This window comes from Amycolatopsis sp. MtRt-6, assembly GCF_017308975.1.
Classification (GTDB): domain Bacteria; phylum Actinomycetota; class Actinomycetes; order Mycobacteriales; family Pseudonocardiaceae; genus Amycolatopsis.
In genome coordinates, this window is the sequence record NZ_JADWPD010000009.1 from 74,506 (window position 1) to 97,363 (window position 22,858).

Annotated in this window: 25 protein-coding genes and 1 pseudogene; 13 read left to right on the plus strand and 13 right to left on the minus strand. The window is 71.8% G+C overall.

Annotation, left to right across the window (positions count from 1 at the left end; genetic code table 11):
* Positions 1 to 222: 222 nt before the first annotated feature.
* Both I4Q55_RS17300 and I4Q55_RS17305 read right to left on the minus strand, forming a co-directional pair.
* Entirely contained in the window at positions 223 to 1,080 is an 858-nt protein-coding gene (locus tag I4Q55_RS17300; RefSeq protein WP_206788962.1) for an LLM class flavin-dependent oxidoreductase, read from the minus strand.
* On the minus strand, positions 1,077 to 2,099 hold the full coding sequence (locus I4Q55_RS17305) for an aldo/keto reductase (protein ID WP_206788963.1): 1,023 nt from the start codon (positions 2,097 to 2,099) through the stop codon (positions 1,077 to 1,079). The genes I4Q55_RS17300 and I4Q55_RS17305 overlap by 4 nt, the downstream gene beginning before the upstream one ends.
* Before the next feature lie 86 nt (positions 2,100 to 2,185).
* Here I4Q55_RS17305 and I4Q55_RS17310 point away from each other — a divergent pair, with 86 nt between their 5' ends.
* The 7 genes from I4Q55_RS17310 (at position 2,186) to I4Q55_RS17340 (ending at position 7,999) form a co-directional block, all read left to right on the plus strand.
* On the plus strand, positions 2,186 to 2,752 hold the full coding sequence (locus tag I4Q55_RS17310; protein WP_206788964.1) for a TetR/AcrR family transcriptional regulator: 567 nt from the start codon (positions 2,186 to 2,188) through the stop codon (positions 2,750 to 2,752).
* Positions 2,749 to 3,183: a pyridoxamine 5'-phosphate oxidase family protein gene (locus tag I4Q55_RS17315; protein WP_206788965.1), complete on the plus strand. Its 435-nt coding sequence runs from the start codon at positions 2,749 to 2,751 to the stop codon at positions 3,181 to 3,183. The genes I4Q55_RS17310 and I4Q55_RS17315 overlap by 4 nt, the downstream gene beginning before the upstream one ends.
* Before the next feature lie 119 nt (positions 3,184 to 3,302).
* Positions 3,303 to 4,511 carry a cytochrome P450 gene (locus tag I4Q55_RS17320; RefSeq protein WP_206789218.1) on the plus strand — a complete coding sequence of 403 codons (1,209 nt, stop codon included), beginning with the start codon at positions 3,303 to 3,305 and terminating at the stop codon, positions 4,509 to 4,511.
* A complete protein-coding gene (locus I4Q55_RS17325; protein WP_206788966.1) occupies positions 4,508 to 5,107 on the plus strand; it encodes a TetR/AcrR family transcriptional regulator in 600 nt (199 codons plus the stop codon). Before I4Q55_RS17320 ends, I4Q55_RS17325 begins: the two co-directional genes overlap by 4 nt.
* A 20-nt stretch (positions 5,108 to 5,127) precedes the next feature.
* Positions 5,128 to 5,328, plus strand: coding sequence for a ferredoxin (locus I4Q55_RS17330; RefSeq protein WP_206788967.1), 201 nt, complete (start codon positions 5,128 to 5,130; stop codon positions 5,326 to 5,328).
* A complete protein-coding gene (locus I4Q55_RS17335; RefSeq protein WP_206788968.1) occupies positions 5,325 to 6,500 on the plus strand; it encodes an NAD(P)/FAD-dependent oxidoreductase in 1,176 nt (391 codons plus the stop codon). Before I4Q55_RS17330 ends, I4Q55_RS17335 begins: the two co-directional genes overlap by 4 nt.
* A gap of 86 nt (positions 6,501 to 6,586) precedes the next feature.
* A complete protein-coding gene (locus I4Q55_RS17340; RefSeq protein WP_206788970.1) occupies positions 6,587 to 7,999 on the plus strand; it encodes a BNR repeat-containing protein in 1,413 nt (470 codons plus the stop codon).
* A gap of 29 nt (positions 8,000 to 8,028) precedes the next feature.
* Here the strand turns inward: I4Q55_RS17340 and glmS are convergent, their stop codons facing one another.
* Together glmS and I4Q55_RS17350 are read right to left on the minus strand one after the other, a co-directional pair.
* A complete protein-coding gene (gene glmS, locus I4Q55_RS17345; RefSeq protein WP_206788971.1) occupies positions 8,029 to 9,852 on the minus strand; it encodes a glutamine--fructose-6-phosphate transaminase (isomerizing) in 1,824 nt (607 codons plus the stop codon).
* Between the two features lie 13 nt (positions 9,853 to 9,865).
* Positions 9,866 to 10,138 carry a hypothetical protein gene (locus I4Q55_RS17350; RefSeq protein ID WP_206788973.1) on the minus strand — a complete coding sequence of 91 codons (273 nt, stop codon included), beginning with the start codon at positions 10,136 to 10,138 and terminating at the stop codon, positions 9,866 to 9,868.
* Positions 10,139 to 10,231: 93 nt separating this feature from the next.
* Here I4Q55_RS17350 and I4Q55_RS17355 point away from each other — a divergent pair, with 93 nt between their 5' ends.
* The gene (locus tag I4Q55_RS17355) at positions 10,232 to 10,987 is read left to right on the plus strand and encodes a class I SAM-dependent methyltransferase (protein WP_206788975.1); all 756 of its coding nucleotides are present in this window, start codon (positions 10,232 to 10,234) and stop codon (positions 10,985 to 10,987) included.
* Here I4Q55_RS17355 and dapA read toward each other — a convergent pair.
* Entirely contained in the window at positions 10,911 to 11,771 is an 861-nt protein-coding gene (gene dapA / locus I4Q55_RS17360; RefSeq protein ID WP_206788977.1) for a 4-hydroxy-tetrahydrodipicolinate synthase, read from the minus strand. The genes I4Q55_RS17355 and dapA overlap by 77 nt on opposite strands.
* A gap of 72 nt (positions 11,772 to 11,843) precedes the next feature.
* On the opposite strand from dapA, the gene I4Q55_RS17365 reads away from it, so the two are divergent.
* Positions 11,844 to 12,737, plus strand: a complete 894-nt coding sequence (locus I4Q55_RS17365) for a LysR family transcriptional regulator (RefSeq protein ID WP_206788978.1) — start codon at positions 11,844 to 11,846, stop codon at positions 12,735 to 12,737.
* 111 nt (positions 12,738 to 12,848) lie between these two features.
* Here I4Q55_RS17365 and I4Q55_RS17370 read toward each other — a convergent pair whose 3' ends face one another.
* Genes I4Q55_RS17370 through I4Q55_RS17380 form a run of 3 tightly spaced genes read right to left on the minus strand, consistent with a single transcriptional unit; the run spans position 12,849 to position 15,219 of the window.
* A complete protein-coding gene (locus I4Q55_RS17370; RefSeq protein ID WP_206788980.1) occupies positions 12,849 to 13,193 on the minus strand; it encodes an STAS domain-containing protein in 345 nt (114 codons plus the stop codon).
* Positions 13,190 to 14,419 (minus strand): PP2C family protein-serine/threonine phosphatase, encoded by a 1,230-nt coding sequence (locus I4Q55_RS17375; RefSeq protein ID WP_242546184.1) that lies wholly within the window; start codon positions 14,417 to 14,419, stop codon positions 13,190 to 13,192. Before I4Q55_RS17375 ends, I4Q55_RS17370 begins: the two co-directional genes overlap by 4 nt.
* Positions 14,419 to 15,219, minus strand: coding sequence for an alpha/beta fold hydrolase (locus I4Q55_RS17380; RefSeq protein ID WP_206789220.1), 801 nt, complete (start codon positions 15,217 to 15,219; stop codon positions 14,419 to 14,421). The genes I4Q55_RS17375 and I4Q55_RS17380 overlap by 1 nt, the downstream gene beginning before the upstream one ends.
* 99 nt (positions 15,220 to 15,318) lie before the next feature.
* Here I4Q55_RS17380 and I4Q55_RS17385 point away from each other — a divergent pair, with 99 nt between their 5' ends.
* Complete coding sequence (locus tag I4Q55_RS17385) at positions 15,319 to 15,684, plus strand: hypothetical protein (protein ID WP_206788982.1); 366 nt, start codon at positions 15,319 to 15,321, stop codon at positions 15,682 to 15,684.
* 3 nt (positions 15,685 to 15,687) lie between these two features.
* On the opposite strand, the gene I4Q55_RS17390 is transcribed toward I4Q55_RS17385, so the two are convergent.
* The gene (locus I4Q55_RS17390) at positions 15,688 to 16,356 is read right to left on the minus strand and encodes a TetR/AcrR family transcriptional regulator (protein ID WP_206788984.1); all 669 of its coding nucleotides are present in this window, start codon (positions 16,354 to 16,356) and stop codon (positions 15,688 to 15,690) included.
* Between the two features lie 55 nt (positions 16,357 to 16,411).
* On the opposite strand from I4Q55_RS17390, the gene I4Q55_RS17395 reads away from it, so the two are divergent.
* The gene (locus I4Q55_RS17395) at positions 16,412 to 17,416 is read left to right on the plus strand and encodes a hypothetical protein (RefSeq protein WP_206788986.1); all 1,005 of its coding nucleotides are present in this window, start codon (positions 16,412 to 16,414) and stop codon (positions 17,414 to 17,416) included.
* Here I4Q55_RS17395 and I4Q55_RS17400 read toward each other — a convergent pair.
* The 4 genes from I4Q55_RS17400 to I4Q55_RS17415 form a co-directional block, all read right to left on the minus strand.
* Positions 17,406 to 17,774 (minus strand): STAS domain-containing protein, encoded by a 369-nt coding sequence (locus I4Q55_RS17400; protein WP_307793236.1) that lies wholly within the window; start codon positions 17,772 to 17,774, stop codon positions 17,406 to 17,408. The genes I4Q55_RS17395 and I4Q55_RS17400 overlap by 11 nt on opposite strands.
* Positions 17,775 to 17,822: 48 nt before the next feature.
* Positions 17,823 to 18,332, minus strand: a complete 510-nt coding sequence (locus tag I4Q55_RS17405; RefSeq protein ID WP_206789221.1) for a pyridoxamine 5'-phosphate oxidase family protein — start codon at positions 18,330 to 18,332, stop codon at positions 17,823 to 17,825.
* Positions 18,333 to 18,639: 307 nt separating this feature from the next.
* On the minus strand, positions 18,640 to 19,608 hold the full coding sequence (locus I4Q55_RS17410; RefSeq protein ID WP_206788990.1) for a hypothetical protein: 969 nt from the start codon (positions 19,606 to 19,608) through the stop codon (positions 18,640 to 18,642).
* A gap of 98 nt (positions 19,609 to 19,706) precedes the next feature.
* Positions 19,707 to 19,886, minus strand: coding sequence for a hypothetical protein (locus I4Q55_RS17415; protein ID WP_206788992.1), 180 nt, complete (start codon positions 19,884 to 19,886; stop codon positions 19,707 to 19,709).
* A 319-nt stretch (positions 19,887 to 20,205) separates the two neighbouring features.
* Here I4Q55_RS17415 and I4Q55_RS17420 point away from each other — a divergent pair.
* Together I4Q55_RS17420 and I4Q55_RS17425 are read left to right on the plus strand one after the other, a co-directional pair.
* Positions 20,206 to 20,394: pseudogene (locus I4Q55_RS17420) on the plus strand (substrate-binding domain-containing protein); the annotation flags it as partial.
* Between the two features lie 195 nt (positions 20,395 to 20,589).
* A complete protein-coding gene (locus I4Q55_RS17425) occupies positions 20,590 to 22,857 on the plus strand; it encodes a cellulase family glycosylhydrolase (protein ID WP_206788993.1) in 2,268 nt (755 codons plus the stop codon).
* Position 22,858: the final 1 nt, after the last annotated feature.

Sequence of the window (22,858 nt, forward strand, 5' to 3'; positions counted from 1 at the left end):
CGGCGGCCGAAACTGTCGGTGGTGCCCGGTAAGCTGGAAACCGGGGGCCGGAGGCCCAGCCGACGCGAAAAATCGCAGGCCGGGTCCGGCCGCCGCGGCCGGGGATTCGTTGCCTGGCGGGGGTGGGCGGCCCGCTCGCCACCTCCGAACCTCGGCCGGCCTCGCGTCCGGCGGGTCAGGTCATCTGCCGCCCGCTCGCCACCTCCGAATCCCGGCCCGGCCTCACGCCCGGCGAATCACCTCATCCGCCACCCACTGCGCCACCCCCTCGGGATACGGGCTCGGCAACCCCAGCACGAAATGCCCGAACCCCGCCTCCGCCGCCTCCGCGATCTTCGCCCGCACCACCGCCGGCCGCTCGTAGTCCACCGGCAAGAAGATCGACCGGGTGATCTCCGCCGGGTCGCGGCCGATCTCCGCGCAATACCCGTCCAGTACCCGGCTCCGGGCCGCCAGATCCGAGATTTCCCCGCCGCCCGGGATGTTCCACACGTCCGCGTGCTCGGCCACGACCCGCAGCGTCGCGCTCGCCCGGCCGCCGATCACGATCGGCGGGTGGGGGCGCTGCACCGGCCGGGGGTTCCCGAATGCTCCGGTCAGCGAAACGTGGGAACCCGTGAAGTCGAACGGTTCCGAAGATGTCCACAAGCGACGGATCACCGTGCACGCCTCCGCCAGCGCCGCCACCGCGTCGGCCTGGTCGTGGTACGGCAGGCCGTGTGCGTCGTACTCCCGGCGGGCCAGCGGGTGGCTCGGCCGGGAGCCCGCGCCGATGCCGAAGTCGAGCCGGCCGGCGGACACGATGTCGGCCGTTGTGGCGATCTTGGCCAGCATTGCCGGTGGGCGAAACCGGTTGCTGGTGACCAAAAGACCGACGCGCATCCGTGACGTCTGCGCCGCCAGCGCCGAAAGCAGTGTCCAGCCCTCGAGGATCGGGCCGTCCGGGGCGCCCGCGATCGGCATCAGGTGGTCGAACAGCCACGCGTGCCCGATCTCCGGCACCGTGTCGGCTTCCCGCCAGACGCGCAGGATCTCCTCGTACCCCACCTGCTGCGGTGCGGTCATGATGCCGAAGCTCATCGGCGCCGCCGCAACGACGGGTCGAGCAGCGCCGGCGGGGTGTCGAACTTCTCCTCCGGTGCCAGGTCCACGCCGGGCGCGACGACGGCGTCGATCTCGTCGAGGACGTCGGCCGGCAGCACGGTGCCCGCCGCCGCGAGCTGCGACCGCAGGTGGTCCACGGTCCGCGGGCCGATGAGCGCGCTCGTCACGCCGGGGTGCGCGGTGACGAAGCCGAGCGCCAGCTGGATCAGGGTGAGGCCGGCGGCGTCGGCGAGCTTCGCCAGCTTTTCGACGGCGTCGAGCCGGGCGCGGTTGGCGGGGACGTCGAGGTCGAAGCGCTGCGGTACCACCGCGGCGCGGTTGGTCGTGATCTCCCGGCCCGCGCGGACCACCCCCGACAGCCAGCCCGACGCCAGCGGGCTCCAGGCCAGCACGCCCATGCCGTACTCCTCGGTCACCGGCAGCACGTGGGCTTCGATGCCACGCTGCAGGATCGAATAACTCGGCTGCTCGGTGACGTACCGGCCGAGGCGGTGCTCGCGGGCCGCCCACTGCGCCTGGACGATGCGGTACGCCGGGAACGTCGACGACCCGAAGTAGCGGATCTTGCCCGCGCGCTGGAGGTCGGTCAGGGCGGAAAGCGCTTCCTCGTCGCTCGTCGCCGGGTCCCAGCGGTGAATCTGGTAGAGGTCGACGTGGTCGACGTCGAGGCGGCGCAGGCTGTCCTCCAGCGCGCGGACCAGCCAGCGGCGCGAGTTGCCGCGGTGGTTGCGCTCCTCGCCCATCGGCATGGTCGCCTTCGTGGCCAGCACGATGTCGTCGCGGCGGCCGGCGATCGCCCGGCCGACCATCACCTCCGACTCGCCCTGGCCGTACATGTCCGCGGTGTCGATCAGGTTGACGCCGGCTTCGAGGGCGGCGTCGACGATGGCGGTGGCCTCGTCCTGCGTCGTGTTGCCGATGGCGCCGAAGTTCATCGCGCCGAGCGCGAGGGTGCTGACCTGGACGCCGGTGCGGCCCAAGGTGCGGTACTGCATGGGGGATGCCTCCGTGGCAGGATGAGCAAACGGAACGTTGCTCCGCTAACGATACGGAACACTGCTCCGCTTAGCAAGGAGGATCGGTGGGCAAACCCAAGCGCGCGGATGCCCGGCGCAACGAGAAGACGTTGCTCGACGCGGCGGCCGCGGTCTTCGTCGCTTCCGGTGTCGACGCGCCCGTGCGTGACATCGCGGCGAAGGCCGGCGTCGGGATGGGGACGATCTACCGGCACTTCCCGACCCGGGCCGACCTGGTCATCGCGGTCTTCCGGCACCAGGTGGACGCCTGCGCGGCGGCGGGACCGGCCTTGCTGGCTTCGAACGAATCGCCGTACACCGCGCTGACGCAGTGGATCGACCTGTTCGTGGACTTCCTGGTGACCAAGCACGGGCTCGCCGGGGCGCTCCAGTCGGACAACACCGGCTTCGAGGCACTGCACGCGTACTTCCTGGACCGGCTGGTGCCGGCGTGCGGCGAGCTGCTCGACGCGGCGATCGCGGCCGGCGAGGTCCGGGCCGAGGTGGCGCCCCTGGACCTCATGCGCGGGGTCGGCAACCTCTGCGTCGGCGCGTACGACCCCCGCTACGACGCGCGGGGGATGGTGAAGCTCCTCGTCGCGGGGCTGCGGTGCGGGACCATGGACGCATGACGGCGTGGCGGGAGTTCGAAGCGGCGGAACCGGAGTTCGCGGAGCGGGTGCGCAAGCTGTTCGACGCGCACAAGCACAAGACGATCGCGACCCTGCGGGCGGACGGCTCGCCGCGGATCTCGGGGATCGAGACGGTCTTCGAGGACGGCGAGCTGGTCTTCGGGTCGATGCCGAACGCGCGCAAGGGCGCGGACCTGCGGCGTGACCCGCGGTTCGCGCTGCACAGTGCCACCGTCGACCCGGTCGACGGCGCCGAGGTGCAGTGGCCGGGCGAGGCGAAGATCGCCGGACGGGTGCGCACCGAAGACGGCGAGCGGTTCGTGGCCGACGTCGCCGAGGTCGTGCACACCCACCTGAACGAGGCGGCGACGCTGCTGGTCGTCGAGTGGTGGACGCCCGGTGGCGGGCTGCGCAAGGTCGAGCGCGAATAGGCCCGGTTCGGGCGGTTCCGAGCACTGCTTTGGCCCTCGATTAAGTCAACTGCTTGACTTAATCGAGGATCGTCGCCATCCTCGGGGGGCAGGGGACATTCACCAACGAGAGGCCCGTGATGACGCCAAGCCACACCGACCAGCTGCCGCGTTTCCCGTTCGAGGCCGCCACCGCGCTGGAGCCGCCCGCCGAGTGGGCCGAGTTCCGCGAGAAGTGCCCCGTCGCGCGCGTCGCCCTGGCCAGCGGCGACGAAGCCGCCCTGATCACCCGCTACGACGACGTCAAGAGCGTCCTGTCCGACCCGCGGTTCACCCGGCCGACCGCGCGGGACAAGGCGGCCCGCGTCGCGGACACCGAGTCGGGCGGGGTGTTCAACAGCGAGATGGCGACCGTGCTGCCGCAGCACGGCGAGGACCACCTGACGTGGCGGCGCATGATCGGCAAGTGGTTCACCGCCAAGCGGATGAACGCGCTGCGGCCCGGCATGGCGGCGATGGCCGAGCAGCTCATCGACGAAATGGTCGCCAAGGGCGCGCCCGGCGACCTCAAGGCCGGCCTGGCCTTCCCGCTGCCGGTCTGGGTCATCTGCGACATGCTCGGCGTGCCGGACACCGACCGCGACCGGTTCGCCCACTGGTCCGACGTCATGCTCAGCATGACCCGCTACACCCAGGCGGAGTTCGACGCGGCGCAGGCGGAGTTCGGCCGGTACATGGGCGGGCACATCGCCGCCAAGCGGGCCGAACCGGGTGACGACATCCTCAGCGCGCTGATCGCCGACGGTGCGGACTGGTCCGACGCGAAGCTGGCCGCCACCGGGATCGGCCTGCTCATCGCCGGGCACGAGACCACCGCGAACATGATCGCGAAGATGACGGCGATGCTGCTGGCCGACCGGAGCCGGTGGGAGCAGTTGCTGGCCGATCCGTCGCTCGTGCGCACGGCGGTCGAGGAAGCGCTGCGGGCGGACGCCAACGCGGGGGTCGGCATGACGCGGTACCTCTCCGAGGAGTTCGAGGTCGGCGGCACGGTGCTGCCGGCCGGGACCACGGCGATGTGCAGCATGGCCGCGGCCAACCGCGACGAGGGCGTCTTCACCAACGCCGCCGAAGTCGACCTGACCCGCAGCCCGAACCCGCACCTGGCCTTTGGTGCCGGCGCGCACGCGTGCCTCGGGCAGCCACTGGCCCGCACCGAGCTGCAGGTCGTGCTGGAGGTGCTGCTGCGCAAGCTGCCGACGCTGGAGCTGGCGGTCCCGGCCGACGAGCTGCGCCGGATCGAGGGGCTGGCCGTCGGCGGGCTGCGGGAACTGCCCGTCCGCTGGTGACGGCGCAGGAGACGCGGGAGCGGATCCTGGTCGCGGCGGAGCGCCTCTACGCCGAACACGGCGTGCTGGCCGTTTCGAACCGCCAGATCAGCGAGGTGGCCGGGCAGGGCAACAACACCGCCGTCGGCTACCACTTCGGCACCCGGACCGAGCTGGTGCGGGCCATCGTCCGCAAGCACACCGCGTCGATCGAACGGTTGCGTGGCCGCCGGCTCGACAGCGGTCCCACCCGGCTGCGGGACTGGCTCGAATGCCTCGTCCATCCCACCACCGAGTACCTCGCCGAGCTGGGTGCGCCCAGCTGGTTCGCCCGGTTCGCGGCCCAGGTCCTGACCGAGCCGTCGCTGCGGGCGGTCATCGTCGAAGAGACCCTGACGTCGCCGTCACTGGCGCGGACCGTCGAAGGGCTCTACCGATGCCTGCCCGAGCTGCCCGCCGAGGTCCGCGCCGAGCGCGATGACCTCACTCGCCTCCTGGTGATCCACGCGATGGCCGAGCGGGAACGCGCCCACACCTCGACGGCCGGCTGGCGAGCCACCGCCACCGGCCTCACCGACGCACTGGCCGGGCTGTGGCTCGCGCCGGTCACGAAGTAACCCGAACGAAAGGAACCACCATGAAGGTCACCGTGGACGAAGCCAAGTGCTGCGGGGCGGGCACCTGCGTGATGCTCGCCCCGGACGTGTTCGACCAGCGTGACGACGACGGCATCGTCATCCTGCTCGACGAGCACCCCGGCGAAGAGCTGCACGCCACCGTCCGCGAGGCGGCGAGCGTGTGCCCGGGTGTCGCGATCTCGGTCAGCGAGGAGGGATGACGGGCGACGTCCTGGTCGTCGGCGCCTCGGCCGCCGGGCTCGCGACCGTGGAAGCCCTGCGCCGCAAGGGCTACGCGGGCCGGGTCACCGTGCTGGGTGCCGAGGCGCACCTGCCGTACGACCGGCCGCCGCTGTCCAAGCAGGTTCTCGGCGGCAGCTGGACGCCCGAGCAGACTCAGCTGCGGACACCGGAAGCACTGTCCGCATTGGACACCGAGTTCGTGCTCGGCGACCCCGCGGTACGGCTGGACGCGGGCGCGCGGACCGTGCACACGGCGGCCGGGCGAGCCCTGACCGCGGACGCCGTCGTGCTCGCCACCGGGCTGCGACCGCGCACCCTGCCCGGCCAGGACGGCCTCGCCGGCGTCCACGTGCTGCGCACCCTCGACGACTCGCTGGCCCTGCGCGCGGACCTCGCGCCGGGCAAGCGGGTGGTCGTCGTCGGGGACGGCGTGCTCGGTGCGGAGATCGCCGCGACCGTGTGCGCGGCGGGCGTGCCGGTCACCCTGGCCGGGCCCCAGCCCGCGCCGCTGGCCTCCCAGTTCGGCCCGCTGCCCGCCGGGCTGCTCGCCGAGCTGCACGCGAGCCGCGGCGTCGACCTGCGGCTCGGCGCCGCGGTCACCGGGCTGGCGTCGGACGACGGCCGGGTCACCGGGGTGCGGCTGGCGTCCGGCGAGGTGCTGCCCGCCGACGTCGTCGTCGTGGCCTTCGGCGCCGCGCCGGCGACCGAGTGGCTCGCGGGCAGCGGAGTGCTGTGCGACAACGGTGTCGTCTGCGACTCCCGGTGCCGGGCGGCGGAGGGCGTCTACGCGGCCGGCGACGTCGCCCGCTGGCACCACGAAGGGCTGGACGCGCTGCTGCGGCTGGAAAACCGGACCAACGCCACCGAGCAGGCGGGTGCCGTCGCGGGGAACATCCTCGGCGAGGACCGCCCGTACACGCCGGTGCCCTACTTCTGGACCAACCAGTTCGACGCCCGGATCCACGTGCACGGAACGCTGTCCGCGGACGCCGAGGTGTCTATTGTGGAGGGTGACCCGCGCGAGGGCCGGTTCGTGGCGCAGTACCGCCGCGGCGGTGCCGTCACCGGGGTGCTCGGCTGGAACATGCCGAAGCAGGCCCGGCTGCGGCGCCAGGACATCGCCGGCGCCGTCCTCGCCGGGCGGCCCTAGCGGAATGCGAAACCCGCCGTCCGTCGGTTGACGGCGGTCGGGCGGGGGCCGATCCTGTTCACGTTAACACGTGGGAAGGACCGGCCATGGCCACAAAGAGAACGCTTTCTCGGATCTTCGGCGTGCTGGTGGCCGCGGCGTTGCCGCTGCTGCCCGCCGCGCCCGCCGAGGCGGCCGTGTCCGTGGCCAAGATCGCCGACACCCAGCTCGACGCGAAGGCGTTGTACTTCGTCTCCTACGACGGTCTGGTGAACAACGACTCCTTCCAGCAGAGCGGCATCTTCAGCTACGCGGGCTACCAGTACGCGACCTGGTACACCGCGGACCGCAGTGCGGTGGTCGCCCGGCGGGCCGTGGGTGCCGGCGCGTGGCAGACCGTCGCGCTGCCGCACAAGCTGACCGTCAACGATTCGCACAACGTCATCTCGATGGGCGTCTCGCCGGAAGACGGCCGGCTGCACGTGGCCATGGACACCCACAACAACCAGGTCTACTACGTCCAGTCGGTGGCCGGGCTGCTGTCCGCGCCCGCGTCGCACGCCTGGACGGCGTCGGCATTCGGCGCGGTCCAGCGCACGCTGAACGACGTCGACCTCGGGGCGATCACCTACCCGCAGTTCCTCGTCACGCCGGAGCGGAAGCTGCAGCTCAGCTACCGCACCGGCGGCTCCGGCAACGGCACCAACGAGCTCGCGGAGTACAGCGGCGGCAGCTGGCGCAAGCTGGGGAAGTGGTCGTCGGCGACCGGTTCGTGGACGTCCGGCAACGGCGTCACCAGCACCACACGCAACATGTACCTCCACGGCATCACCTACGGGCCCGGCGGGCGGCTGTACGCCACCTTCACCTGGCGCGAAGGCAACACCGGCGTGCTGTGCAACTCCGGCGGGCTGGCCAACCACGAGACCGGCTACGTCTACAGCGACGACCGCGGCCGGACCTGGCGCAACAACACCGGCACGGTCGTCGGGACGACGGGCGGCACCCAGGTGTCCGTGTCCTCGCCGGGCACGGTCGTCGACCCGCTCGGCGTCGACCACGCGCTGATGAACCAGGAGAGCCAGGCGATCGACTCCGCCGGGCAGCCGCACGCCGTGATCAGCTACGTGCCCGGCCGGTTCACCCAGTGCGTCACGAACTACTCCGCGCAGCGCAAGCAGTACGGCCGCAGCTTCTTCCTCAGCCGGGCCGCCGGCGGCAGCTGGACCAAGCGCGAGGTGCCGGTCGCCCCGGAGTCAACCCAGCGGACGAAGCTGGTGTTCGACCGCGGCGACAACGCCTACCTCGTCATGCCGTACGGCCGGATCGTCGCGGCGACCAGGGCGAGCGGCTGGACCGACTGGAAGACGGTGTACAGCCCGGATCTCAACGCGTTCGGCGAGGTCGACGTCGACGACTCGCGGCTGGCCACCGACGGCGTGATCTCCGTGATGTACCAGCAGGCTTCGAGCGGGACGACGCCCTCGCCGATCCGGGTGGCCGATTTCCGCCTAGGCTGAAGTGTCACTTGAATGTGACAGATTAAGTGCTACTCGACTGTGACAGATTTCGCTAGGTTGCGCGGCTTGTCGATGTCGTAGCCCAGCGTCAGGGCCGCGTGGTAGGCGAGCAGCTGCAGCGGGATGGTGAGCAGGATCGGGTCGAGCTCCGGCTCGGTCTTGGGCACCACGATCCGCGGGACGTCGAGTTCGCCGAAGTCGACGTTCTCGTGGGTGACCGCCAGGACCGCGCCGCCGCGGGCCTTGATCTGCTGGACCGCGGCCAGGTTGCGCTCGGTCAGCTCGTCCGACGGCACGATCGCGACCGTCGGGAGCGACTCGTCGATCAGCGCGAGCGGGCCGTGCTTGAGCTCGGACGTCTGGTACGCCTCGGCGTGGCGGTAGGAGATCTCCTTGAACTTCTGCGCGCCTTCGCGGGCCACCGGGTAGCCGCGGACGCGGCCGACGAAGAACAGGCTCTTCGCGGCGGCGACGGCCTTCGCGTGGTCGGCGATCTCGGGCTCGAAGTCCAGAATGGACTTGATCTGGCCCGGCAGCGCGCGGATCGCGTCGATGATCCGCTGACCGTCCGCATTGGACAGATCGCGCACCCGGCCGAGGGCGAGCGCGATCAGCGCGAACCCGACGGCCATGTTGGTCAGCGCCTTGGTCGAGGCGACCGCGATCTCGGGGCCGGCGTGCAGGTAGACGCCGCCTTCGCAGGCCCGGGCGATGGTCGAGCCGACGACGTTGACCAGGCCCACGACCCGGCCGCCCTTGCGCTTGATCTCCTCGACGGCGAAGGCGGTGTCGATCGTCTCGCCCGACTGGCTGACCGCGATGTAGAGCGTGTCGGCCTCGATGATCGGGTTGCGGTAGCGGAACTCGGACGCGGCTTCGGCGTCGGCCGGGATCCTCGCCAGCTCCTCGATCATCGTCGCGCCGATCTGGCCGACGTAGTAGGCGGAGCCGCAGCCGAGGATCTTCACGCGGGCGAACCCGCGCAGCTCGCGCGGCGTCAGGTTGAGCCCGTCGAGGCGGGCGACGCCGAACCGGTCGTCGAGGCGGCCGCGGATGATCCGCTCGACGCATTCGGGCTGTTCCTGGATCTCCTTGGCCATGTAGTGCGGGTAGCCGCCGAGGTCGAGGTCCTCGGCGTCGATGTCGATCTCGGTGGCCGGCTTGGTGGTGTCGCTCTCGTCGACGGTGAAGGTGCGGTAGCCGGTGGCGAAGACCGTCGCGAACTCGCCGTCGTCGAGGTGCGCGACCTGCGAGGTGTGCCGGACCAGTGCGGCGAGGTCGCTGGCGACGAACATTTCGCGTTCGCCGACGCCGATGATCAGCGGCGAGCCGTTGCGCGCGATGACCAGCCGGTCCGGGTGCGCGCTGTCGGTGACGGCGATCGCGTACGTGCCGGTGACCCGTGAGACCGCCTCCACGACGGCGTCTTCCAGGGTTTCGGCGGCCGAGCGCGCGATCAGGTGGGCGAGGACCTCGGTGTCGGTCTCGGAGGTGAGGGTGACCCCGGCCTCGGCGAGCTGGGCGCGCAGCGTGTCGGCGTTGTCGATGATGCCGTTGTGGACGACGCAGACGCGGCCGTCTTCGGACGTGTGCGGGTGGGCGTTGGCCTCCGACGCGGGGCCGTGCGTGGCCCAGCGCGTGTGCCCGATGCCGGCCTTGCCGGTCAGGCGCTTGGGCAGCGCGGCGGCGAGGTTGCGGACCCGGCCGACGACCCGGTGGACCTGCGGGGCGCCCTTCGCGCCGACGACGGCGATGCCGGCGGAGTCGTACCCGCGGTACTCGAGCCGGGTCAGGCCCTCGATCAGGATGGGGGCGGCGTTCTGGCCGCCGATGTAACCGACGATCCCGCACATGGGAGACCTCTTCCTAGCCGTAGACGATGCGGCGCAGCTGCCGCTCGGAGAGGACGGGCGCGGCCACCAGCCGTCCGCGGAGCTCGGTGGCGATCAGGGGGAAGATTTCGGGGTTCTTCCGGCCCTGGGCCTGCAGCTCGGCGTGCCGGCGGCGCACGTAGTCCTCGGTGGGAGTCCGGTAGAAGGCCAGGACGTCGTCGACCACGCGGGCGGCGACCCCGGGCGGCAGCCCGGTGGACGCGGCCACGCGCTCGACGATGTCGGTGTCCTCCACGTGAGGCATCATGCCCTGCGTGGGACGCGAAGCCCAAATTCTTGCCCGAAATCGGGCAAGTTTAAGGGTTGGACAAGTTAGGGGTCGCCTACGAAGGTGGAGGGCGTGCGACAGGACGAGATTTGGGACGTCGAGGCCGCCGAGCGCTACGACACCCCGGGCGAGGGCGTGTTCGCGCCGGAGGTCGTGGCTCCGATGGTTTCGCGCCTGGCCGAGCTGGCCGAGGGCGGCCGGGCGCTGGAGTTCGCGATCGGCACCGGCCGGGTGGCCGTCCCGCTCGCCGAACGCGGGGTGCCCGTGGCCGGCATCGAGCTGTCCGAGCCGATGCTCGACCGGCTGCGGGCGAAGGCGGCGATCCCGGTGGTCGCCGGCGACATGGCGACCACGCGGGTCGAGGGCCGGTTTTCGCTGGTCTACCTGGTGTACAACACGATCGGGAACCTGCTGACCCAGGACGAGCAGGTGGAGTGCTTCCGCAACGCGGCCCGGCACCTGGACCCCGGCGGCCGGTTCGTGATCGAGCTGGGCGTCCCCGAGCTGCGGCGGCTCCCGCCGGGGCAGGACGCGTTGGTGTTCCACGCCGGCGACGGGTCCGCCGGGATCGACACCTACGACACCGTGCGCCAGCACCTGGTGTCCCACCACTTCACGTTCGGCGCGGGGCGGCAGGCGCGGCTGAGCCGCTGCCCGCAGCGCTACGTCTGGCCGGCCGAGCTGGACCTGATGGGCCGGCTGGCCGGGTTCGAGCTGGAGTCCCGGCACGCGGACTGGACCGGGACGGAGTTCACGACGGAGTCGCGGTCGCACGTTTCGGTGTACCGGCTGCCACCAGCGGGAGCCGCACGCTCGCGTGCGGAATGATCCCCAGCTCGGCCAACGCCGCCTTGGCGTGCACCGCGCCCGGCCCGGCGCGCATGATGCGGTCCGTCAGCGGGAGCAGGTCGTCCTGGACGGCCCTCGCCTTGACCAGATCGCCGTCGCGGACAGTGCGGATCAGGTCGGCCGTGCGGTCGGCAGCCACGTTGGCCACGACGCTGACCAGGCCCGCCGCGCCGCACGCCAGATACGGCAGGTTGAGCTCGTCGATGCCGCAGTAGTACGCCAGTGACGTCCGGGACATGACCGTCATCGCTTCGAACAGGTCGCCCTTCGCGTCCTTGACCGCGCGGATCCGCGGATGTCCCGCCAGTTCGACCAAAGTGGACGGTGACATCGCGACACCCGTGCGCGCCGGGACGTCGTAGAGCATCACCGGCAGCTCGGTCGCGTCCGCCACGGCCACGCAGTGGGCGATCACGCCGGCCTGCGTCGGGCGCGAGTAGTACGGGCAGACGAGCAGCAGCCCGTTCGCGCCCGCCGCCTCGGCTTCGCGGGCACGGCGGATGCTCGCGGCCGTGTCGTACGTGCCGACCCCGGCGATCACCCGCGCCCGGTTCCCCACCTGGGCAGCCACCGCCCGGACGAGGCCGGCGGACTCGGCGTCGGAGAGCGTGGGGGACTCGCCGGTGGTCCCGCCGACGACGAGGCCGTCGCACCCGGTGGCCAGGAGGTGGTCGACGAGCCGCGTGCGGCCGGGTTCGCAGAGCCCGCCGCCGGGCTGCATGGGGGTCACCATCGCGACGAGGTTGGCGCCGAATTCGGTCATGTCCCGACCATGCCCGGCTCGACTGGTGCGGTCCAGCGATGCTTTTTTGCCGGTATTGCGTAGCCTGCCTTCATGATCGAGGTCGGTGCGCTGCGGGCGTTGCGGGCAGTGGCGGCGCTCGGGACGCTGGCGCGGGCCGCCGACGAGCTCGGGTTCACCGCGTCCGCCGTGTCGCAGCAGATCAAGCGGCTCGAACGGCAGGTCGGGGTGCCGGTGCTCGCGCCGGCGGGCCGCGGGGTGGTGCTGACCCCGGCCGGGCAGGCCATCGCCGACTCGGCACCCGAGGTGTTCCAGGCGCTGGAGCGCTGTGCCGAAGCCGCCCAGTCGGTGGCGGAGGGCGCACCGCGCGGCACGCTCCGGGTGGTCGCCTTCTCGACGGCCATCCGCGGCCTGCTCGCGCCGGTCATGCCCCGGCTGGCGGCGCGGTGCCCGGACCTGCGCGTGCAGCTCACCGAGCAGGACCCCGGCGAGGCACTGCACAGCGTCGGCGCGGGAACGGCCGATCTCGCCCTCGTCCACGACGCCGACGGCCTGCTGCCCGCGCCGGTACCGCCGACGCTGACACAGCGGTGGCTGCACACCGACGTCGGCGACGTGGTGATGGCGCGCACGCACCCGCTGGCCCGGCTCGGCGCGCCGCTCGACGAGGCCGCGCTGGCCGGCCACGCGTGGGTGACCAGCCCGCCGGGAACCGTGTGCCACCAATGGTTCCGGCGGCTGTTCGCCGAAGAGCCCGACGTGCGTCACCGGGTCGACGACTTCGCGACGCAGCTGTCGCTGGTGGTGTCCGGCCAGGTGGTCGCGCTGATCCCGCGGCTGGCGCGGCCGCCGCTGGGGGAGAACCTGGTGGCGCGGGAGTTGCGCCGGCCGCCGAAGCGGGAGGTCCAGGCGGTGTGGCGGCGGAGCGCGGAGGCGAGCCCGGCGATCCGGGCCGTGCTGGCCGAGCTGGCACCCGACGACGCTTGACCGGCCCGCGATACGCCCCAATGTGGCCTTGGTTGCGTCTGACGCACCGAAGGCCGCCTTGGGTGCGTTGAGCGCACCGAAGGCCACATTGGGGCGCTTGGGTCGGGCCCGTCAGTCGCCGAAGGCGGCTTCGGCGCTCGGGTAGGTCGGAAAGAAGTCACCGAGGCCGATCAGCCCGAACGTCCGGCCCAGCCGGTCGGGAACCGCCGCCAGCGCGACGCCCGCGCCGGCCGCCTCGGCGACGTTGTGCGCCGCGATCAGCGCGGAAATCCCGCTGGAGTCGCAGAACGTCACCCCGCCGAGGTCCACCACCAGCAGCTGCCCGGCCCTCAGGGCGAGCGCGTCGATCCCGGCGCGGAAACGCGGTGTGGTCGCCACGTCGAGTTCGCCCGCGACGGTCACCACCGCGCCGGTCCCGGTGGTGCGCGTGGTGACGGAGAACGGGGTGCCGGTCACGGTCGATCGCCTCCGGGAAGCGGGATGCTCAACGCCAGCAGGGCCGTGTCGTCCTCGACGCCGTCGCCGAAGCCGGCGAGCAGGCCGGTCACCGCCGTGACCACCGCGGAAGCCGTCGTCGGCGCCAGACCGCTCAGGTAGTCCCGCAGCTGCTCCTCGCTGTAGCGGACGCGGCCCTGCGTGCGGGCTTCGGTCAGCCCGTCGGTGTACAGCAGCAAGGTGTCACCCGGGTGCAGCACGACGTCCGCGGCGGCGAAGCGCGCGCGGGGCAGCGCACCCACCAGCTGGCCGCCCGGGACGGGCAGGAACTCGGCCGTGCCGTCGGCGCGGACCAGCAGCGCCGGCGGGTGGCCGCCGGTGGCCAGGGTGACCGCCGCGCCGTCGCCGTCCGGCCGGATGTGGCCCTGGATGACCGTGCAGTACCGCGGATCGTCGCCGCGGTACTCGTGGTGCAGCACGGTGTTGAGGCGGTCCAGCACGGTGACCGGGTCCGGGTCGTGCACCGCGGCGGCGCGCAGGGTGTAGCGCGCCAGCGAAGTCACCACGGCCGCGGCGGCGCCCTTCCCCGAGACGTCGCCGAGGAAGAAGCCCCACGTGTCGCCGGTGAGCGGGAACAGGTCGTAGAAGTCGCCGCCGACCTCGTCGGCCGACGCCGGGTGGTAGTAGGCCGCGACCGCCACCCCGGGCACCTCGGCCGGCGCGGGCGGCAGCAGCGTCTGCTGCAGCGTGCGCGCGAGCCGCTGCACCCGGTCGCGTTCGCGCTCGGCTTCTTCGCGCGCCCGCAGCAGTTCCTGCTCGTAGGCCCGCCGGTCGCGGGCGTCGAAGATCGTGGTGCGGATCAGCTGCGCCTGCCCGTCGGTGCCGGTCTTGACCGTCGAGGTCACCAGCACCGGCAGCCGGCTGCCGTCCGCGGCCTTCAGCTCGAAGGCGACGCCGCCCAGCTCGCCCTGCATGCGCAGGAGCGGCGCGAAGTGCGTCTCGTGGTAGATCCGGCCGCCGACGGTGAGCAGGTCGGCGAACGTCAGCCGCCCGACGACGTCGTCGCGGGCGTAGCCGAGCCAGCCGAGCAGCGTGGCGTTGATCTTCGCGATCGTGCCGTCCAGCAGCGTCGAGAGGTAGCCGCAGGGCGCGTGCTCGTAGAGGTCTTCCGCGCTGTCCTCCAGCAGGGCCGAGAATTCCGGGCCGGCGCTTTCCCGACCACCCGCGCCGAGGTGGTCTTCGCACATCACGGCCCGCTCACGAACGCCGTGATCGCGGCGGCCGTCGCCTCCGGCGCGCTCAGCTGCGGGCAGTGCCCGGTCGCGTTCAGCGTGACCAGCGTGCTGCCGTCGATCTGCTCGTGGGTGAACCGCCCGACCGCCGGCGGCGCGATGGCGTCGTTCGCGCACTCGAGCACCAGCGTCGGCACGGTGACCTTGGCCAGGTCGGCCCGGTTGTCGGAGAGGAACGTCACCCTGGCGAAGACGCGCGCGATCGCGGGATCGGTGCGGCAGAAGCTGTTCGTCAGCTCCTCGCCCAGCTCCGGGCGCTCGGGGTTGCCCATGATGACCGGCGCCATCGTCGCCGACCAGCCCAGGTAGTTCGATTCGAGCGCGGCGAGCAGCTCGTCGATGTCGGCGCGGCTGAACCCGCCGCGGTAGTCGCCGTCGTCGAGGTAGCACGGCGACGGGGTGAGCAGCACCAGCTTCGCGAACCGGTCCGGTTCCCGGTTGGCCGCCAGCACCGCGATCATCGCGCTGACCGAGTGGCCCACCAGCACGACGTCCCGCAGGCCGAGCTCGTGGCAGATCGCCAGGACGTCGTCGGCGTAGCCGTCGAGACTGCCGTAGCGCTCGGGGGTCCAGGCGGACAGGTCCGAGCGTCCGGCGCCGGTGTGGTCGAACAGCACCACCCGGTACCGCCGCGCGAGCTCCGGGACGACGAGGCGCCACAGGTTCTGGTCGCAGCCGAAGCCGTGCGCGAGCAGCACGACGGGGCCGTCTTCCCGGCCGGTGACGGTGACGTTGTTCCTGCCGCGCATGCTCACCGGGACATCCTGCCACCGGCCGGGCGCGGCGGCGGGCTGAGCGAGCGGGCTGGACATTTCGGGTACGCTGACGGCAGGCAAGATCGACATGGGGGTTCGATGAGTTCTTGGCGTCTTCGCGCGGCAGCGGTGTCGGTTTCGGTACTGGGCGGGGTGCTGGTCGCCACGCCCGCGCAGGCGGGCAGTGGCGATTGCCGCGACTGGTGGACGATCGACGACACGGCCCGCACGGTCTTCACCGACAGCACGCGCTCGGTCCGGTTCTGGGGCCACCGCAGCTGCGGCGGCTCGACGACACCGCAGTACTGGTCGGCGCCGTATCGCCCGGACGAGCCGGGCGACTACACGTGGGAGAGCGTGAAGGCCCTGCACGGCAACGATCCCGGTGCGGTCGCCTACGGTTTCGAGCTGCGCCGGCAGGGGGACGGCTGGGTGGCGGTCGGGTTCGCGGCCAGCCACGGCTGAGGTTCAGCGCCGCCGCACGGCGAAGCCGTCGAGCAGGCAGTCCAGGCCGAGCTCGAACCGGGCGTCCGTGGTGAGGTCCGGCATGTCCGTGAGCCAGGGGGCGAGCGTGTCGTCGGCCATTTCGGCCGCGTACGCCCGCAAGTCCTCGGTCGAGCCGATGCCGAACTCGCCGAGCAGCACGAGTTCCCGGCTGACGCTCATCGCGGTCCCCGTGACGTAGTTGTCGAGCAGCGACGCATAAGCGACGGCGGGTGTGAGGCCCGCGCCTTCGAGCACGGTCATGAGGAAGGCCGCCCGCCGCAGGGTGCGGGGGCCGAACGGTGGCCTGCCGTCCACGAGCTCGGCGTACCAGCGGTGCCGTCCGATCATCGCCCACAGGCTGGTGGCGAGCCCGCGCAGGTCGGCGCGCCAGTCGCCGCTCGGGGTGGCGGGCACCGCGACCTCGGCCGACACCTCGTCGAGCATCAGGTCGACCAGGCCGTCCTTGTTGAGGACGTACCGGTACAGCGACATCGGGGTCGACACGCCGAGCGCGTCGGCCACCTCGCGCATGGTCAGCGCCGCGACCCCGCCGGCGTCGGCCACCTCGATGGCCGTGCGCACCACCGAGGCGCGGGTGAGCGCGTTCTTCCGGCCGGGCGGCTCCGGGTGGTGCCAGATCAGGCGTGACATGCGCCGAGTGTACAGCGTACATTCAAGGTGTACGACGTACATTTCGGAGGCGTTGATGCAGCTCAGGGGAATCAATTACGACACCGGCTTCGGCGGCGCGGTCGGCGACCGGTCGCGCCGGGCGTTCGACCCCGCGGTGGTCCGGCGTGAGCTCGGGATCATCGCGGCGGACCTGCACTGCACCGCGGTCCGGATCAGCGGCGACGACCCGGACCGCCTGGTCGTGGCCGCGCACGCCGCGCTCGACGCCGGGCTGCGCGTGTGGTTTTCGCCGTTCCCGATGGACCTCACGCCGCCAGAGCTGACGCCCTACTTCGCGGACTGCGCGCGGCGAGCGGAGGAGATCCGGGCACGCGACCCGGAGACCGTGCTCGTGCTCGGCTGCGAGATGTCGTTGTTCTGCACCGGGTTCGTCCCCGGCGCTTTCCTCCTGGAGCGGCTGCGCAACGCCGCTGATCCCGCCGCTTGGGCCGGGTTCGAGCACGAATGGGACTTCGGCGAGATGCTGCGGGACATCGCCGGCGCCGCGCGGCAGCACTTCGGCGGCAAGATCACCTACGCCGCCGGGAGCTGGGAGGAAATCGACTGGGCGGAGTTCGACTTCGCCGCCGTCAACCTCTACCGCTCGGCCGCCAACGCCGACGACTTCGCCCGGCACGTGCGAGACCACCGAAGTCACGGAAAGCCGTTGGTCATCACGGAATTCGGCTGCTGCACCCACCGGGGCGCGGCCGACGCGGGCGGCACGGGGTGGTCGATCGTCGACTTCACGGCCGACCCGCGGGCGCTGAACGGCGACCACGTCCGCGACGAGGCCGGCCAAGCGGCGTACTTCACCGAGCTGATGGACGTCTTCGAGGCCGAAGGCGTGCACGGCACGTTCTGGTTCACCTTCGCCGGCTACGAGTATCCGACCGGCCCGGAGCCGCGGCGCGACCTCGACCTGGCGAGCTACGGCGTCGTCAAGGTCCTCGACGGACAGAGCGGCACGGCGTACCCGGGCCTCGCGTGGGAGCCGAAGGAGGTCTTCCACGCCGTCGCGGCCCGGTTCAGCCGGTGAGCGCCTCGTCCCGGGTGGCGGCGACGGCGAGCGCGTCGAGCAGGCCGGTCAGCCGGAGGGTGCGGTGGACGACGCCGGCTTCGGGGGCGACGACCCGGATCCGCGTGCCGGCGCCCGCCTCGCGGCGGGCTTCCAGCAGGACCGTGATGCCGATGGAGGCGAGGAAAGACACGTCGGTCAGGTCGATCACGAGCAGGTCCGGCGCGTTGGCGAGGGCCGTGGTGACCTCGCTGCCGAGCACCGGGGCGCTGAGCAGGTCGACCTCACCCGCCACCGCCAGCACGACGGCACCGTCGGTGTGGTGGGCCGTCACGCGCAGGAGGTCCTGGGGCCGGACGCGATTGCCGTCAGCGGTCACGATCACCCCTGGTGTGCATGCTGGGATCCCTTCTGTGCGCCGGGCGGTTCACTCCGGATCGGTGTTACCCCGGTCGCGTGACGGCGAAACATCGACCGCCGGGGCGGTGGTGCCGCCGAGCGGCATGGCGGGCAGGCCGAGCTTGCGGTGGTCCCACGACCGCGTCCGCTCGACGTCGAGGCGGACGGCGACCCGCTTGGTGAGCATGAACTCGACCATCGGCCGGACCTCTTCGCTGTACGGGCCGTGGTACCGCTCCCAGAGGCCGACGCCGACGGCCCACAGCGCGTCCGGCTCGTCGACGATGGTGGCGCGTCCTTCGAGGGCGACCCCGCGCAGCGCGTCGTAGGTGTCACCGGTTTCGACCAGCACGGTGACGCGGCCGTCCCGGCGCAGGTTCGCGGCCTTCTGCGACTTGGCCTTGGTTTCGAACCACAGCACACCGTCGAGCACGGCGTACCACATGGCGACGAGGTGCGGGTGGCCTGACGGACCGAGGGTGGCGAGGGTGGCGACGCGTTGTTCGTGGAGGAACCCGCTGACCTCGGCCGCGGACATGACGATCTGGTCGCGCTGCTTCACGCTCGGAGTCAAGCGGAAAGCCGGGCCGGCCGCAAGAGACGGGCGACGACCACGGATCGCCGCCTGCCGCGCGCTCACCGCGGTCACGGTGATCGGGTAGGCACCGCGCGTGATCCGAGCCGCGACTCGCGTGATTGAAGCCGGAACTCGCGTGTCTGGAGCCGGAACTCGCGTGATTGGCGGGGCGACTCGCGTGTCTGGAGGGGCATCACACGTGTCTGGAGGGGTATCTCGCGTGTCTGGAGGGGCATCTCGTGTGATTGGCGGGGCGACACGGTGCGGGTCAGGGCAGGGGCTCGGCGCGGTAGCGCCGGATGCGATCGGCCAGTCCCCGCGTGGCCGCGTCGCCGCGGTGCTCGCGCAGCAGGCGCTCCAGCGTGACCAGGCGGTCCTTGGGGCGGACCGAACCCACCTGCCCGGCCAGGTCGACCGCTTCCGCGCCGATCCGGGTGGCCTCGTCGAAGTCGCCGCGGAGCGCGTGGTTCTGGGCCAGCATGATCAACGTCAACGACCGGCTCCGGGCCATGTCCGCGCCGTACCGGTCCGCCGCCGACGTCAGCTGCGTGACCGCTTCGCCGCTGTAGCGGGCCGCCACCGCCGTGGCCAGCTCCGTCAGGACCGTGCCGCGCATCGCCGCCATGTCCGTCTCGCCGAAGAACGCCTCCCACGGCTTCGGCTCCGGCCACGAATCCGCCGTGGCGAAAGCCGTCTCGGCCGCCGCCAGCCGGGTCAGGGCCGCCCGCTCGTCGCCGGCCATGGCGTACGCCCATGCCTCGTTCGCCGTGAGGATCGCCAGTGCCCGCGGGGAACCCGAGCGCCGCGCGGCCTCCCGGCCTCGCGCGAACTCGGCCAACGCGGCGGGGACGTCGTGCTGGTGCAGGTACAGACGGCCGAGGCGGTAGCGGATGTTCGCCACCAGGTTGTCGTTGCCCGCCTCGGCCGCGAGCTCCAGCGCGCGCCCGAAGCGGTGCCGGGCCGGTTCCCCGTGTCCGATGTCGAACTCGGTCCAGCCCAGGAGGTTGTGCACGTCGGCCAGCACCGTGCAGAGCCTGGCGCGCAATGCGTCCGGAACCGTCCCCCAGTTCAGCAGGAGGCTCGCCGTCTTGACCACCCGGACGGCGTCGCGGCAGAACCCGCCGCCCTGCCGGTAGTCCAGGGCCCGCAGGACCCCGACGGCCGCCTCCAGCTCGGCGACGTCGGTGGTCTCGATGCTGATCGGAAGGGGTACGCCATCGCCCGTCGTCGTCACCATGACCTCACCTCGCGCAGCGCACGCGCATGGTCAGTCGTTGTTCCGGCGCCGGGGGAATACCCAGGACGGGCCGCGCGGAAACGGCGTGCCGCCGGGGTTCACCCGTCGGTGAGGCGCAGGAATCGCGCGAGCGTCAGGTACAGCGGCCAGGACACGGCTTCGCCCAGGCCTTCCACCAGGGCCCGGCTGCGCTCGGTGAGGTCGAGCAGGGGAGCTGCTGCTGCCGGGCGACGTCCCCCCAGCACCGCGGGCAGGTCCACGCCGATGGTGCTGACCACCAGGCTGAGCGGCGCGTCCGCGCCGAACCGGGGGCGTCACCAGCACCGGCGCCCACCCTGCGCGCGGACGCCGTCGACCACGGTTGCGAGGTCGGCTCCGGAACTCGCGTGATTGAAGCCGGACCTCGCGTGATTGGACGGGCCGGCCGGGCCGGGTGCTCAGGGGGGCGACCGCGATCCGGCGGGCTTCGACGTCGAGACCGGTAGGGCGATGGTGGCCAGGTTCCGCTGGGCGAAGTCGTTGGTGGCGAACGTGGCGAAGTCGCCCGCCGGGTTCGTCGTGGTCCGGGTGGGGATCTCCGTCACCGGGCCGGGTACGGCCGCGGTGCCGCTGGCCTCGGTCCGCCAGCCCCGTCACGAGATCGGCCGCGCGGCGGCGACGCTGGTCCTCGCCGAGTCGCAGGCGCCGGACGAGCACGAGCACCGGCACGTGGTGTTCACGCCGGAGCTGGTGGTCCGCGAATCCAGCCGCCGTCCACGGCAGCCGAGACGGGTGAGGTGGCCGTGATCTCCTGTCTGATGAGGACTGTTTCACCGATTTTCAGAAAACGCTTTCTGTCGATGCGGCCCGGCAGCTTAACCGTTAAGCAGGTTGGCCGGTTTCTGTCCCGGCGAACGATGTCCACCGCTGGTCTCCCGTGTTACCGTGGGAGCGCTCCCAGCCTGAAACTTTCCTGTCGAGTGGTTCTCCAGGAGGTCGGTAATGAACTGGCGATTCCTCCGCGCGCTCGTGGCCGGCGTGCTGCTGGCCGCCTGCGCCGTCGTGGCTCCGGCGGCGGCCCAAGCGGCCACGCCCACGCGAGTCATGGCGCTGGGCGACTCCATCACCGGGTCACCCGGCTGCTGGCGGGCGCTGCTGTGGAAACACCTGCAGGACACCGGTCACCCGGACGTCGACTTCGTCGGCACCTTGCCCGCCCAGGGCTGCGGCTTCGCCCACGACGGCGAAAACGAGGGCCACGGCGGGTTCCTCGCCACCGGGATCGCCCGCGACAACCAGCTGCCCGGCTGGCTGTCGGCGACGCACCCGGACATCGTCCTCATGCACTTGGGCACCAACGACGTCTGGAACAACATCCCGGCGAGCACGATCCTCGGCGCCTACACCACGCTGCTGGGGCAGATGCGCGCCGCCAACCCGGCGACCAAGCTGATCGTCGCGAAGATCATCCCGATGAACCCGGCCAACTGCGCGGCCTGCGGGCAGCGGGTGGCCGACCTGAACAACGCCATTCCCGGCTGGGCGCAGGCGCATTCGACGGCCGCGTCGCCGATCACCGTCGTCGACCAGTGGACCGGGTTCGACACCGCGGCCGACACCACCGACGGTGTCCACCCGAACGGCACCACCGGCATCCGGAAGATCGAAAGCCGCTGGTACCCCGCTTTGGTGGCGGCACTCGGCCCGGACACGCCCGCCGCGGCCGGTCTGCACGTCGACGGCACCCGGATCGTCGAGGCCGACGGCTCGCCGTTCGTGATGCGCGGGGTGAACCACGCCTACGTCTGGTACCCGAGCCAGAACCGCGCCTTCGCCGACATCAAGTCCTTCGGTGCCAACACGGTCCGCGTCGTCCTCGGCAGCGGGCAGCGGTGGGGCCCGACGCCGGCCGCGGAGGTCACCAGCGTCATCGGGCTGTGCAAGCAGAACCGGCTGATCTGCGTGCTGGAGGTGCACGACACCACCGGCTACGGCGAGCAGAGCGGCGCCGCCACCCTCGACCAGGCGGCCAGTTACTGGATCAGCGTCGCCAGTGCGCTGAAGGGGCAGGAGAACTACGTCGTCGTCAACCTGGGCAACGAGCCGTTCGGCAACAACCAGCAGGTCAGCGCGACCTGGGCCACCGAGACGAGCAACGCGGTCAAGCGGCTGCGGGCCGCCGGGCTGCAGCACCTGCTGATGGCCGACGCGCCGATGTGGGGCCAGGACTGGCAGAACATCATGCGCGACAACGCGGCCACGGTGTTCAACGCCGACCCGCAGCGCAACACGGTCTTCTCCATCCACATGTACGGCGTCTACGACACCGCCGCCGAGATCAACGCCTACTTCGACGCCTTCCGCACCGCCGGGCTGCCCCTGGTCGTCGGCGAGTTCGGGAACATGCACAGCGACGGCAACCCGGACGAGGACACGATCATGGCCCAGGCGCAGGCCCGCGGCCTCGGCTACCTCGGCTGGTCGTGGAGCGGCAACAGCGGCGACGTCGGCTACCTCGACATGACGAACAACTTCGACCCGGCGAGCCTGACGCCGTGGGGTGAGCGGTTCCTCAACGGCGCCAACGGCGTCCGCCAGACGTCGAAGGAAGCCACCGTCTTCGGGGGCGGCCAGGTCGACACCCAGGCACCGTCCGTGCCGGGCACGCCGGTCGTCTCGGGGGTGACGTCCAGTGGCGCCACGCTGAGCTGGGCCGCGTCGACCGACAACGTCGGCGTCACCGGCTACGACGTCCTTCGCGCGCCGGGGGCGAGCGGCGGGACGTTCGCGGTGGTCGGTTCGACCGCGACGACGTCGTACACCGACAGCGGACTGGCCGCGTCGAGCACTTACCGGTACCAGGTACGGGCCCGGGACGCCGCCGGGAACACCTCGGCCGTCTCGGGCGTCGCGACGGCGACGACGAGCGCGGGTGGCGGGTCCGGCGCGTGCAAGGTGACCTATTCCGCGTCGAACTGGGGCGGCGGCAACGGGTTCACCGCCAACGTCACCATCACCAACACGGGCACGAGCGCGGTCAACGGCTGGACGCTGGCCTTCACCTTCGCCGGCGGCCAGCAGGTGACCCTGCCCGGCTGGGGTGCCACCTTCGCCCAGTCCGGCGGTGCCGTCACGGCCAGGAACCTGAGCTGGAACGGCGCGCTGGCCCCGAACGCCTCGACCGGCATCGGCTTCAACGGCACCTATTCCGGCTCGAACCCGGCGCCGACGTCGTTCACGCTCAACGGCGGCACCTGCTCGGCCGGCTGAG